11 protein-coding genes and 1 pseudogene are annotated in these 14,069 nt (G+C 31.0%); 10 read left to right on the forward strand and 2 right to left on the reverse strand.

The features are described from left to right. The first annotated feature begins 7 nt into the window (after positions 1–7). The 6 genes and pseudogenes from ACJDTP_RS18365 (at position 8) to ACJDTP_RS18390 (ending at position 9,764) form a co-directional block, all read left to right on the forward strand. Positions 8–607 (forward strand): RDD family protein, encoded by a 600-nt coding sequence (locus tag ACJDTP_RS18365; protein ID WP_406762051.1) that lies wholly within the window; start codon positions 8–10, stop codon positions 605–607. A 750-nt stretch (positions 608–1,357) separates the two neighbouring features. Then, a pseudogene (locus ACJDTP_RS18370) lies at positions 1,358–4,532 on the forward strand (efflux RND transporter permease subunit). Beyond that, complete coding sequence (locus ACJDTP_RS18375) at positions 4,522–5,778, forward strand: efflux RND transporter periplasmic adaptor subunit (RefSeq protein ID WP_406762052.1); 1,257 nt, start codon at positions 4,522–4,524, stop codon at positions 5,776–5,778. Before ACJDTP_RS18370 ends, ACJDTP_RS18375 begins: the two are co-directional and overlap by 11 nt. Positions 5,779–6,251: 473 nt before the next feature. Then, a complete protein-coding gene (locus tag ACJDTP_RS18380; protein ID WP_406762053.1) occupies positions 6,252–7,418 on the forward strand; it encodes a stalk domain-containing protein in 1,167 nt (388 codons plus the stop codon). Between the two features lie 692 nt (positions 7,419–8,110). Further along, entirely contained in the window at positions 8,111–8,602 is a 492-nt protein-coding gene (locus tag ACJDTP_RS18385) for an RNA polymerase sigma factor (RefSeq protein ID WP_017210572.1), read from the forward strand. Then, entirely contained in the window at positions 8,589–9,764 is a 1,176-nt protein-coding gene (locus ACJDTP_RS18390) for a hypothetical protein (RefSeq protein ID WP_406762054.1), read from the forward strand. The genes ACJDTP_RS18385 and ACJDTP_RS18390 overlap by 14 nt, the downstream gene beginning before the upstream one ends. Before the next feature lie 161 nt (positions 9,765–9,925). Here ACJDTP_RS18390 and ACJDTP_RS18395 read toward each other — a convergent pair whose 3' ends face one another. Continuing rightward, the gene (locus ACJDTP_RS18395) at positions 9,926–11,299 is read right to left on the reverse strand and encodes an MATE family efflux transporter (protein ID WP_406762055.1); all 1,374 of its coding nucleotides are present in this window, start codon (positions 11,297–11,299) and stop codon (positions 9,926–9,928) included. Positions 11,300–11,426: 127 nt separating this feature from the next. After that, positions 11,427–11,903, reverse strand: a complete 477-nt coding sequence (locus ACJDTP_RS18400; RefSeq protein ID WP_168982190.1) for a MarR family winged helix-turn-helix transcriptional regulator — start codon at positions 11,901–11,903, stop codon at positions 11,427–11,429. Between the two features lie 333 nt (positions 11,904–12,236). Between ACJDTP_RS18400 and ACJDTP_RS18405 the strand changes: the two genes are divergently transcribed. The 4 genes from ACJDTP_RS18405 (at position 12,237) to ACJDTP_RS18420 (ending at position 14,001) form a co-directional block, all read left to right on the forward strand. Next, the gene (locus ACJDTP_RS18405; protein WP_406762056.1) at positions 12,237–12,359 is read left to right on the forward strand and encodes a P-loop NTPase family protein; all 123 of its coding nucleotides are present in this window, start codon (positions 12,237–12,239) and stop codon (positions 12,357–12,359) included. 315 nt (positions 12,360–12,674) lie between these two features. Further along, a complete protein-coding gene (locus ACJDTP_RS18410) occupies positions 12,675–13,019 on the forward strand; it encodes a cupin domain-containing protein (RefSeq protein WP_270566843.1) in 345 nt (114 codons plus the stop codon). Between the two features lie 42 nt (positions 13,020–13,061). Then, positions 13,062–13,454, forward strand: coding sequence for a cytidine deaminase family protein (locus tag ACJDTP_RS18415; protein WP_077839186.1), 393 nt, complete (start codon positions 13,062–13,064; stop codon positions 13,452–13,454). A gap of 73 nt (positions 13,455–13,527) precedes the next feature. Then, positions 13,528–14,001, forward strand: a complete 474-nt coding sequence (locus ACJDTP_RS18420; protein ID WP_270566844.1) for an isochorismatase family protein — start codon at positions 13,528–13,530, stop codon at positions 13,999–14,001. Positions 14,002–14,069 lie beyond the last annotated feature (68 nt).

Here is a 14,069-nt window from a genome sequence, read left to right on the forward strand (position 1 = left end):
ATGTTTTATGCATAAATCATGGGAAAAAGTGACATCATGGGTGGATAGGAAGCCGTCGAATGTGAGCATATCAAAACGGCTACTGGCTTACGTCATAGACTGGTGTTTGGGAGGAATTATCACAGGATTCCCTGCAGTTTTAATTTATAGTGCGGTGACAAAGAAAGGGGATATGTTTAGCAATCTCTATGTGTTTGCGAGTCTGGGATATTCAAACGGATGGGCATATTTAGCTGGTAGTCTCTGTTTCATTGCAGCCATAATTTATTATGTATATATCCCTTATAAAAAGTACCATGGTCAGACAATTGGAAAGCATCTAGTTAAGATTAAAATCGTAAAAATGGATTATTCAGAGATAGATTTAAAAACCCTTTTAATAAGACAAATTATAGGGCTCATGGCCATAGAGGGAACTGCAATTATTATAACAAGTTATTTAGTGCAGCTGCTTACTCTTGTGACCGGTTTTTATTTTGAATACTATCTAGGAATAGCAGCCAGAATTTTAACGATTGTGTCCGGAATCTTGGTTTTAAGTACGCTATCACATAGGGCTATTCATGATTATATTTCTGGAACAACGGTTGTATCAGAAAACGATTAGTATGTTTATGCTATTAATCTTTATCGAGTGAAACTTGATTCATGTGAGGGGAAATATCAAGCTGAATCTTAGTTGAACTTATCTAGACATCATATGATGCACTTTTGGCAGTAGATCTTCTTTGAAAAGAAATATTAGGTTAAAAATGGAGATACAGAGGATATAATAAATTTATGAGAGTTTATGTGTAGTAAGCTCTCTTTTTTAGCAGTAAAATGTACAGAATTTATATTAAGTATCAAAATTATTAAAAATATTGGAATATGAAATACAACATTAAATGTTTATATTTAAGAAGAAAGCTATTCTAATTTGGGTGCGTGCAGCATACATGTAAGAATCGGTATTATTTAGAACATAACTGTTTTTGTGTTAAATGTATGGGCAATATTCTTCGTTTTTTCTAAATAATGACATACCGAGAATGAGCGAGATAATGAGTAAAAATTTATCTGATAGCTAGCATCCGTAACACCATCACAATATATGAAGATCCTATTCCTTGCGTCAGATGAGGAAGTGATTCACACTAATTCAATTTTTGATGAGTTTAACTCATGAATGAGTTAGCTAAGTTCAAGTTATCAAATTGTAAATTTGGACTTTCACTTATCTGCTTAAGTGGGAGATAACGGCTGCATGCTCCTGGATAAGTTCAACTAAATTCAGATGGAGTTTACCCTCAAGGGGCACCAATAAAACTTCACCTGAAAAGTTTCACTTTATGAACATAGAGTTAGGGGGAGAGAAATGAGTATAACTGAAATATCAGTAAAAAGACCAGCAGCCATGTGGATGGCAGTAATCTTATTTATTGGACTTGGCATCATGGGTTATGAAAGCATGGGAGCAGATTTAATGCCATCTATGAACATTCCTGTTATATCAATAATGACAACTTATAATGGTGCTAGTGCAGAAGATATTAAAAAAGATATTGTAAAACCAATTGAAGATGCAGTTTCGGGAATAAGTGGTGTTGATGTTTTAAATTCAACTTCTGGAGAAGGCTATGGTACTGTTACAATAACTTTTAAAATGAGTGCGAATATAAACACCGCATATTTAGATGTCCAAAAGGCAGTTGAACTTACCTCTGCAAAACTTCCTAAAGCTGCAGATAAGCCTATTTTATATAAAATGGATATGAGTTCCATACCTTATGATGATAGTTTCAATAAATGGGGATGCCAGTTATGAGGAACTTTATAATCAATCTGATATCTTAAAGCAAAGATTAGAAAAAGTACCTGGGGTGGGGAATATTTCATTGCTGGGTGCTGATAAGAAGCAATTAATGATAAAAATTGATAAAGCAACTATGGAGTATTATGGAGTGAACATTGATACTTTAATGGGCACACTGCAGGCGTCCAACGTTAATGTACCAGCTGGAGAGATTAAGCAAGAAGGCTTAGATCAATCTGTTAGAATTATTGGGCAATTTAGTAGCGTTGATGAAGTTAAAAATCTATTAATACCAGCAGGTAATGGAGTGACAATTCGCCTTGGTGATATTGCAAAAATTGACTTAGAAGTCCCAGATGCAAATGTATTAACAAGGTTTGGTGGTAACAAGACCATAGCGATGATGCTTGGAAAGCAAAGTGATTCAAACGTAGTAGAAGTTGCTGATTCTGTAAAAAAGGAATTAGAAGATGTAAAAAATACACTTCCAAAAGGAACGGAAGTAAATATTTTAATGGATACTACTACTTTTATTAATTCTTCACTTACTCAAATAAAACATAATCTTGCAGAAGGTATCATAACTACTGCATTTGTACTTTATTTATTCTTCCGTAGTTTCCGTTCTTCTTTAGTAGTTTTAATTGCAATTCCAACATCGCTGGTTGCCACGTTTTTTATGATGTATCAGATGCACTTTACCTTAAACATGTTGTCTTTGATGGGATTATCTCTTGTTGTAGGTACCCTGGTGGATGATTCTATAGTTGTTATAGAAAATATACAGCGGCATATGGATATGGGAAAAAATCCTATAGCTGCAGCCATTGAAGGACGTAAGGAAGTTGGAATGGCAGCAATAGCTATAACTTTATGCGATGTTGTTGTATTTGCCCCTGTTTCACTTGTGTCAGGTTTAGTTGGGCAGATGTTTAGGGAATTTGGACTTACAATAGTTGCAGCTACAATGTTTTCTCTAATTGTATCTTTTACAATTACACCAATGCTTTCTTCAAGGCTATTAAAAAATGAGAACCTTAAAGATGTGTTAGTAAAAAAAGAAAAATCTAAATTTTTAAGCAAAATAAATTTTAAATTTATCAAAATAATAAGTTCTAAATTCAACAAAATAAATGCTAAAACAGAAGGCTCTTTTGATAAACTAGTAGAAACCTATAAAAAGGCTTTAATATGGTCTTTAGATAACAGAAAAAAAGTTTTAGCTATAGTTGTTGCAGGAGTTGTGCTTAGTGTCATGCTTATTCCGATGGGGGCAATAAAGTCGGAGTTTATACCTATGGCGGATCAGAGTTCTCTTCAAATTAGCATGAAGCTTGCACCAGGATCAACTTTAAAACAAACGGATGAAAAGGTCTCTGAGGTAGAGAAATATTTACAGGATACAAAAGAAGTAAAAAATTATTTTTCATTAATTGGGCATGATGGAGAAGCAACAGCAGATAAATCCATTGCTCAGATTTTCATTAACCTAGTTCCTAAGGGTGAACGTAAAAAAAGCCAAAGTGAACTTGCAAGTGAGATTCGCAGATTTGGTAAAAATATGTCTGGAGTAGATTTAAATGTAGCAGAGTCATCTTCGTCTGGTGGTAGTAGTAAGCCTGTATCAATTAAAATAAAAGGTAATGATACAGATACTATAAGAGATCTATCAAATGAGGTTGAAAAGCTACTAAGTGCAGTACCAGGAATCACTGATATAAGTAACTCTACAAGTTCAAGAAGCAGTGAGCTTAGGGTAAATATAGACAGCCTTGCAGCTACTCAGTACAATATTTCTACTACAAACATAGGAAGTGTTGTTAGAATGGCGCTTGCTGGAACTAATGTGGGAGTGTATAGATCAAAAAATGAGGAAAATGATATAACCCTTAAGTTCGAAAATGGACAAATAAAGAGTGCAGAAGATCTGAAGTCCTTGAAAATCACAAATTCATCGGGACAACAAATTCCACTTAGCCAAGTTGCATCCATTCAAAAGATAGATAGTGCTCCTACTATATCTAGGGAGGATAAGCAGGATATGGCAACTGTTGAAGCTAATATTCAAGGAAGGGTTCTTGGAGAAGTTACCGATGATATTAATGCTAAACTAAAGGCTCTTTCGGTTCCTGATGGATATAGTATAAGCTTTGGAGGAAATCAAAAACAGATGGCGGAAAGTTTTTCGTCTCTTGGACTTGCTTTATGTGCATCCTTAGCTCTTGTTTATATGATTTTAGTAGTGCTTTATGATTCCTTTTTAACTCCATTTATAAGAATGATGGCTCTACCTTGTGCTATTATAGGAGCTTTTGGTTTACTGGCTCTAACTGGACAGACTTTAAATTTAATGTCCATAATTGGATTAATTATGTTAGAAGGATTAGCATCTAAAAATGGTACATTACTTATAGATTATACTAATACCCTTATGAAGAGAGGAATGAATTTAAGAGATGCTCTTATAGAATCTGGTGCTACTAGATTAAGACCGATAATCATGACAAGTTCTACCATGATTGTTTCTATGTTACCAGTTGCTTTATCCATGGGTGAAGGAACTGAGATGAAAAAGAGTATGGCTATAGTAATCATTGGAGGAATGGTTGCATCGACAATACTTTCACCAATTGTATTACCAATTATTTATACATTAATGGATGATTTAAAAAAGGTAGTATCTTTTAAAAAGAAGAAAATTCATACCATAGAAGGAGGTAGCACCTATGAAATTTAAAGGGTTAAAGAAAAATAAAAAACTTTTAATAGGAGGAGTAGTTTTAGCAATTATTGTAGTCATAGTTATTTCTATCTTTGCTAAAAAGAAACCCGTAGAAGTAGTACAAGAGGTTAAAAATGTAAAAACGGAAAAAATAACAACTGGAACTATTTCTACAAGTGTAGAATATGCAAGTAACCTAAAGCCAGCAAAAGAGGTAGTGGTTTTGCCGAAAGCAGGAGGAAGAGTTGCAACTGTAGATGTAAAGGTTGGAGATAAAGTTAGTGTAGGTCAAACATTATTTACATTGGATACAACAGATTATGCAGCACAACTTCAGCAGGCAGAGGCTGGAGTGAGTGCAGCTAGTGCTAACTTAGAAAGAACAAGCGACTCAGGGTTTACACAGCAATTATTGCAAGCGGAACAGTTGGTGGGAAAGTTACAAATCCAATATAATAGTGTAAAAGACAGTTATGACAGAACACAAACTTTGTATTCAGCACAAGCAGTAGCTAAAAAGGATTTTGAAGACGCAAAAGCTCAATATGATGCAATAGCTATAGACTTAAAAAATGCACAAGATAGCTTAGAGCTATTGAAGAGTAAATCAGGGCCTCAAGCTATAAAAGCTGCTGAAGCACAGCTTGAACAAGCACAATCAGGAGTGAGTGCCGTGCAAAATCAAATAAGTAACGCTACCGTTACTGCACCAATAGCTGGAGTTGTGTCAGAAAAAGCTGTAGAAGTAGGACAACTTGCAAGTGCGCAATCAGGATCAGTTACTCTTATAGATTATAATAGTCTAAGTGCAGAAATAAATGTTCCTGATAAGATGCTTGAGAAAATTGAAGTAGGTCTATCTGTACCAGTTACTATAAATGCATTACCAGATTCAAAAATAGTTGGAGTAATAGATAATATCAGCCCAAATACAAGTTCTAAAAATAATTTCTACGTTGTGAAGGTTAAAATTGATAATACTAATAACAATATACAGGCAGGTATGTTTGCTAAAATATCATTACCAGCTGAAAAGAAGGACAACATCTTGATGGTTCCAAATGAAACAATTAAAATGGAGAATGGTGTAAATTATCTTTATGCAGTTGATAATGACGAGGTTAAAAAGATATCGGTTGAAACCGGAATTTCAGATGAGAAATTTACAGAAGTAACAGGCAAAGTTGAAGAAGGTTTAGATATCATTACTGAAGGCCAAAATTTATTAAGTGATGGAGAAAAGGTAAATTTAGTACAATAGGAAAATATGAATTTAATCAAAGGTAGTTATAAAAATGAAAAGAGGTTATGTAGGATGTTGATATATTAATAAGGATAAACTTATTGAATTTCTTTTCTTATGTTTGGAAACTGAGAATTTCTTGTACTATATTTTAAATATAAGTCATGTTTTTTTATGATCTTAAGATTTTTTATAAAAATTCTTATTTTTTTGCAACACTTCTCTAAGTTGGATTGTATTACTAATATAAAGGCAATCAAAAAATAACTAGTCCATCTGTCAGCTTATATTCACTCATGCTTTTTAGGCAGATAACACTAATATGTCCGGTCCACTATGAGTGCTATTTGTCTTCTTGCCTGATGATATGCTCATGGCAATTTTGGACTTGTTATTTTCTTTCAAGTGCCTAAAATGAAAAATTAAGATGCAAGCACATAAAAATAAATACAATATTAGATTGTGCGAGCTTAGAAGGAGAAGATAAGATTATGAAAAAATTAATGATAGGTTTATTAACAGCAGTAACAATTGTGGGTATGTTGGCTCAAGCATTTGCAGCAGATGATATATCAAGACACAAATCCAATCCAGCGAATATTATTTCTGATACTGTTCCAATATCAAACTATGCACCTAAGGATGTTGATATAAACAAGGTAGCAATATGCGGAAAAAATATTGAAATTGGAAGAAACGGAGTTTCAATATATAAAGGCAAAATTATGGTTCCTCTAAAATTTACGGCAGAGAGTCTTGGGTTTAAAGTTGAGCCAGATAAGGATAATAAAGTTATAAGCTTAGATAATGGTATAATTAAGACAAATGTTTATGTTGGACAAGATAGTTATTATTATTCAAGCAGCAAAGCAATAGGATTAACTATGATGCATGAATTAGGTGCAGAACCTATAATAGAGGATAATATGGTGTATGTTCCAATTAATTTTTATAATTTTCTATTCAATGATCAAAAAACAGTAGGAAGCTTTTTTGTAAGAGATAAAGATGGACAATGGATTTATTCAGCTAATGGGGAGTTAACAGTAGGATGGAAATTAATAAATAATAAGTGGTATTTCATGAATAATAATGGCATAATGCAAAGAGGATGGATTCAAACTAATGGCAATTGGTACTATTTATTAAATAATGGAGAAATGGCTGCAGGCACAGTAACCCCAGATGGATATAAAGTAGATGAAAATGGAAAATGGGATGGTAAACCAGCTGCTACAGTAGTAAATAAACCTGAAGATGCAGATGATATAATAAGTCCTATTGAGAGATTTGATACTATAGACGAAGCACAAAAAGCATTAAAATTTAAGATTACAGTGCCAAAAGAATTATTAGGTAAATACAATATAAAATATATAAATACTATATCAAGAGATTTATTTCAAATATGCTATGTAAACAAACAAAATGACATCATATTTAGAATGGGACAAGGAACTTATGATATAAGTGGTGATTATAACAACTATAAAATCAATAATACTGTAAATATAAACGGAATCAATGTAAAAGTAAAAGGAGATGACAATCTTATTAAAGTTGCCGTTTGGAGCGTAAATAATATGTCATATTCTATCTCAGTAAATGAAGGTATGAAACAAGATGATATTATTAATATTGTAAAAAGTACTTTTTAGTTATACAGAAAATCAACACAAAGACCTAATTTGTGCCTCAAATGATAGAAATTCAATACATATTTCTTCATATGGATTGATGAAATTTTTACTGGAATGTTCTAAGAAGAAGGTTTTATCTATTTATGCATATTTCATAAACAAGTTTTAGATATGCAATATCTAGGACAACCTCTATCTAAGGATATTTACTAAGATAAATTTCAAGTAACACCATAGCAAATATGTATCTGGTTTCTATCTAGAGGTTCAAAACAGGTTTTGTAAAAAAATATAGATACATATTAACCAAGTTTATGATTATATATTCTAGCAAATAATTCTCATTACATATTATTATAATTACAATTAAATAAAGTAAGTTAATCAGAACTTGTATTAGAAAGAAATTTAAATAACAAGTAACATAAGTAGAGACATGAATAATAAGGAAGAGTTAATTTTGGGACTATGGATAAACAGTTTGAAATATAGATTTAAGCAATACTATAACTTTTGATATGGTATTTATTAGATAAACATATTTAGTTGCTAAAATGGTGAAATCTACACCTTGGAATCTTCGGCGATATTTTCATAGCTTTTCGGAACAAAATATTTATGATTTCGGTAAGTTACCACATAAATTTAGTTTTAAAGTTGAATATCTACAATACATTGTTGTGCTACTGGATGGAAGGATGAGTTTTTTAATGAAAGATGTTTCATTGCGTACGGATGAAATTATTTCACAAGATTTAGATCATTATGGAGATATGCTGCTGAGGCTTGCATATTCATATATGAAAAATATATACGATGCAGAAGATGCTGTTCAAGATGTTTTTGTACAATTGCTTAAAAATATAGAGATATTTGAAAGCGACGATCACAAAAAGCATTGGCTTATTTGTGTTACCAGAAATATATGCAAAAATAAGTTAAAATCAGTATGGTTTAAAAAGCATGTAGAGTTAACTGATATGCCCTATTATGATGAATATAAAGATAACAATGTTTTAAATCAGGTTATGAAACTTCCACTGAAATATAGAGAAATTATTCATTTATATTATTATGAAGGCTATACTACGGTTGAAATATCAAATATAGTAAATAAGAAAGAAGCTACAGTAAGATCATTACTTAGCAGAGGAAGAAATATGTTAAAAATAGAGCTGAAGGAGGAGTATGATTTTGAGTAAGAAATATAAAGAAGAACTAAATAAAATAGTAATGAATGATGATATGAAAAAAAGAATACTCCAAAATGTTTTGGCTGAAAATAAAAATGATAATAATGAAGAAAAAGAAATAAAAGTCGAAACTACTATGCCAAAAGTAAAGAAATATAATGTTAAAAGAAATATGCAAATGGCGGCAGCCTGTGGTGCAATACTTATATGTTTAAGTGTAGCTAAAAGTTATCCTATGCTTTTCAAACATGCGTCTAATGATTTAGAACAGACTGAAGTGGAAGAAAATCATGAGGATAAGAATAATGACTTAAAATCTAGTGATGATAGTGAATTGATCTATAATAATGATAGTAAAGAAGCATCTGACAGTGATCATAAAGAAGAGATAGCTGTAAATCAAAATAATAGAAATAATAATAGAAATAATAATAAAAATGATAATAACTATAATAATGGCAGTAATCATGTGAACAAAAATACCAATAATGTCTCAAAAGCTAGACAGGAAAGAAAAGATAACTCACAATCTAACTCAGGATCAGAGGAGAAGAAGAGGCAGACACCCGAGAATAAAAATAATGATAATAAAGCTACTGATAATAAGGCTATAGAAAATTCAAATACCTCTTCAAAAACAAATCATAAAGATGATATTAATAATAAGGAAGAAAAAACTCCAACAAGCACAGATCAAAAAACAGCTCCAGAAGATGTAAAAGAAAATAAAATATCAGAAGATAATACAGATGATAGTGTCTCTAGTACATCGGTTGTAATGGACAAAAATGTAGGTTATAGTCAAGAATATAAGACATTAGATGAAGCGGAAAAAGCATTGAATTTGAAAGTAAATCCATTAAAAACATTGCCTAATGGATTTAAAGTAGAAAATGTAAGTGTTATATCAAATGAAATGATACAAGTAGATTATAACAATGGTAATAACAATATGATTTTCAGAGCAGGTAAAAGCACTGATAATATAAGTGGAGATTATAATACCTATCAAGTTAAGAATACAGTAAAAGTAAATGGGATAGACGTAACTCTTGAAGGAAATAAAAATGAAGAGTATAACTTAGCAACATGGAAAAAGGATGATATATCATATTCAATTTCAACTGAAGATGGTATTAATGAAAAGACAATGTTAGATATGATAATTTAACCATACTATTTTTAAAGTTTATAAAACCATGAGGTATCTTATAATGATATCTCATGGTTTTGATTTGTTTGAGAATATATATAGGTGTTTATATAATTTTATTTATGAAATTCATGTTCTGTATTAAATGAGAAATAATAATTCCTATACAATTAAAGTCTTTATAATATTACTTCATTAGATCTAACATCAGAGTTTATTTTTCTTTGAAGCTTGAATGTAAGAAAAATTGTAAAGATTGTAGTAAGGATATCTGCGAGAGGCTGTACAAAAATGATTCCATTTATTCCAAATGCATTAGGTAAAACGAGCATTAAAGGTATAAAGAAAATTCCTTGTCTAGAAATACTAGCAAGCATACCTTTTGTAGCTTTTCCCAAAGACAAAAATAATGTTGCATATATATATTGAACTCCAAGAGTTATATATGTTAAGCTATTTGCCCTCACAGCGTCAATTCCTATTGAGATAACAGAGGTATCTTTGGTGAATAAGGTAACAATTTGTTTCGCAAATATGATAAAAATGACTTCAAGAATTATACAGAAAATAGTTGACCATTTTAGAGATACAGAAATTGATTCCTTTAACCTTTTATAATTTTTGGCACCATAACTAAATCCTGCGATAGGTTGAAAGCCTTTTGCATATCCAAAAATAACATACGTCCCAAGTGCCATAATTCTTGTCATAACTCCCATTGCAGCAACTGCTGAATCTCCATAACGGCTTGCAGCAGTATTTGTTAATGCCATTGAAGCAGTTGATAATATTTGAAATAATAAAGTTGGTATCCCAACTTTAAATATTTGGCTATAAATAGTCTTACTTGGACAAAAATTTTTGATAGAAATATGCAAATTACTTTTTCCTGAGTGTATATACCATACGTAAAGTATGGTTGTAATACCTTGAGCAATTACAGTTGCAATTGCAGCCCCTTGAATTCCAAGCTTAAGTTGAAATATAAATATCGGCTCTAGTATAGTATTTATCAATGCACCCATAAGCATTGATATCATACTAATTTTAGCAGCCCCTTCAGACGCTGAAATATTGTTCATAGTTACATTAATAATATTAAGAATAGATCCTGGAATGTAGATAATTGCAAATTGATGTGCATAAATCAGAATTGTCGACGTTGCCCCTAATAAAGTAAGGATTTTATCTAAGAAACACATAATTATAGATACTGTTATAATACCGATGATGATACTAGAAATTAGTGCCGTTGAAGCTGCTTGGTTTGCTATATGATTTTCTTTTTGACCTAACAGTCTTGATACATAAGACGCACAACCACTTCCGAAAGTAAGGCCCAATCCTATAATTAATTGCAAAATCGGATATGAAATTGATACAGCCCCCATTTGACTAGTTCCGAGGCTACCAACAAAAATTGCATCCACGATATTATAAAATGAAGTAATGAACATACCAAAAATAATTGGTATACCGAGAGTAAATAGTGCTTTAGTAATATTTCCTTCACTCATTATTTTGATTTTTTTCTGCTTTGATTCCATTGTCATATAATCCTCCTAATATAAAATTCATACAATATGTTTAGATGCTATACTCTTTGGATAAAACATTTTTTAAGTAATTTAATAAAATTAGAAACGAGTTTAGCAGCTATACACTTCTAGTAAAAAAAAATTATTTATTAAATTCTGAGTCGAAAAATTCCATCTGATTCTCAAAAGAATTTAGAAAATCCTTTAGAAATTCTATATTTTCATTAGATGCATCTTTTAAAATACCATCAATTATTGAGTCATATTCATCATGAAGTTTTTCGTGATTCAATTCGGCAATTTCACCTTTTGAAGTTAAACTAAGCATTAATTTAGATTGATTATATAAATCAGTCTCTTTTTTTATTAAGCCTTTTTTATTAAGCTTATTTACTATTTGTGATACAGCTCCTTTCGTTACACCTAGTTTATCAGCTATTCCTGTTACATGTATACCTTCATTTTCTTTTATTATTCTAAGCATGTTAATTTCAGCACTAAATAAAGGTGTATCTGTTCCATAGCAATGAGTTTTCTTGTCGATTTCGTCAAATCTGTTAAGTATTCTTAGCAAGATATAACTTATTTTATTTTTGCGTTCACTATTAATATTCATCATAGAAAAAGTATATAGCAGCTAAATACTATTGTCAAGAAAACTTACATGTATTTAATTTTATTTAAGTATCACATAAAAATCAGGTTTATAATTTTACAACTAATCTAAAAAAATAAATTAGAATTGATTCTCTTTAATATTTAATTCGTGCAGCCTTTACATAATATGTTATAATTAGTTAGATATGGACGTTGGTTTGATTAACTCAAAACAGAAAGACATTGGGGGACTGGGTGGTAAAGAGTGGCGAAGTTAATAATTCTAAGAGGCAATTCTGGAAGTGGTAAGACTACTACGGGAAAATCTTTGCAAAGAAAATTTGGACAATAAACAATGCTAATTTCACAAGATGTTGTTAGAAGGGACATTCTATTTACAAAAGATGGACCTAATCCAAAAGCAGGTGAATTAATATTTGAACTTTCACTATACGCAAGAATCATTGTAATAAAGTAATTTTAGAAGGAATTTTAAATTCAAAGTGGTATAAAAAATTATTTCAAGATTTATAAGATGAATTCGGCAATCAAATCTTTGCATATTATTTTGATATACCATTTGAGGAAACTTTAAATCGTCACAAGCAAAAGTCCAATTCACATGAATTTGGAGAGAAAGAAATGAGAGAATGGTGGAACGAAAAAGATTTATCAGATGTTATTTCAGAAGTATGCTTACATAAGGAATTAATCTTAAATGAAATAGTGGATATAATCTACCAAGATGTTATAAAGTAAAACAGAAATTAAAGTTTATAGGGGTGATTCAAGGATGGAAGATTTTCCAGAGTTTATGAAAAGAGAAAAGAATAAAGTTCCATCGGAACAGCAGAATACGAGAGATATTGAAGGGTATTATTTTGAGGGAAAAGATGGTAGTCAAATGGCATTCTGGACATACTATTCTGATAGAGAATCAAAGGAACAAACACATGAATTTGATGAATATACGTTTTGCGTTTCAGGACAATATATAGAAATATTTAATGGTATAGAGCATGTTTTAAATCCTGGTGATGAGCTTTTAGTGCCTAAGGGAACACCGCATCGTGGCAAATGTATTGCAGGAACTAGGACAATTCATGCATTTGGTGGAAAGAGAATTCAAAAAGATTGATAGATAAATCTAAATACTAAATTAAAGATTAAGGAGAGCAATATGGAACAAATATGGGAAAAGCTTTATAAAGAAGCCATGAATGTAATAAATCCACATGAAATTTCAAGTACTATGTGGGTTGGAAGCGTTGCTTCAGCTGTACTAACAAAAAAAGGAAATATTTATACAGGAATTTGTATTGACACAAATAGTTCATTAGGAATGTGCGCTGAGAGAAATGCTTTATCAACAATGCTCACACATGGAGAAAATGAAGTAGATAAGGTCGTTTCTGTTTATAAGGATGGTAAAGTTATACCTTCTTGTGGTGCATGTAGAGAATTTATGATGCACCTTGGAAAAGATTCAGATAACATTGAAATATTACTTGATAATCAGGGAAGGTCAATCAAGCTAATTGACCTGCTTCCAGAATATCCAAGATATAAATAGTTTTGTGATATTTAAATTATAATTTTTAATTAAATACTGGGTATTATCAATAGTAATTTGTAGAGGTGAGTTAATGAAATGTTTATTAGTTATAGACATGCAAGAAGACTACGTTGGGGATTCTAGAAATGTAAAAATGTATCCTTATAACACCAAGGAACTCATAGATTTAATAAATGAAAAAATTTTGGAATATCCTAGTGAATCAGTGATTTATATTGTAAATAGATTCTTTTGGGAACTGTCGCGAAAACCAAAAAAATTAGTTGATGGGCTGTCTGTTATATCTAATAACGTATTTGAAAAAAGGAAAGCAAGCTGTTTTTCTAATAAGCAATTATTAGCGTATTTACAAAATATAAATGCGAGGGAACTTGAGTTAGTAGGTGTAGATGGTAATTACTGCATAAAAGCTTCGGCTATTGACGGAGTGGTTAATGGATATAAAATCTTGTTTAATGAATCATTAATTGGTATCGGAAATCATGGTAAATTCCAAAAGACTAAAAATACATTACAAAGAATGGGAATAATCTTTAAATCATAAAAAAATAAGATTATGAATTTAATTTTTAAATTGGGTAAGTTAGGAAAAACATTGTGCTAAGTTAATTC

The sequence above is a fragment of the Candidatus Clostridium helianthi genome (assembly GCF_045310795.1).
GTDB classification, from domain to species: domain Bacteria; phylum Bacillota; class Clostridia; order Clostridiales; family Clostridiaceae; genus Clostridium; species Clostridium helianthi.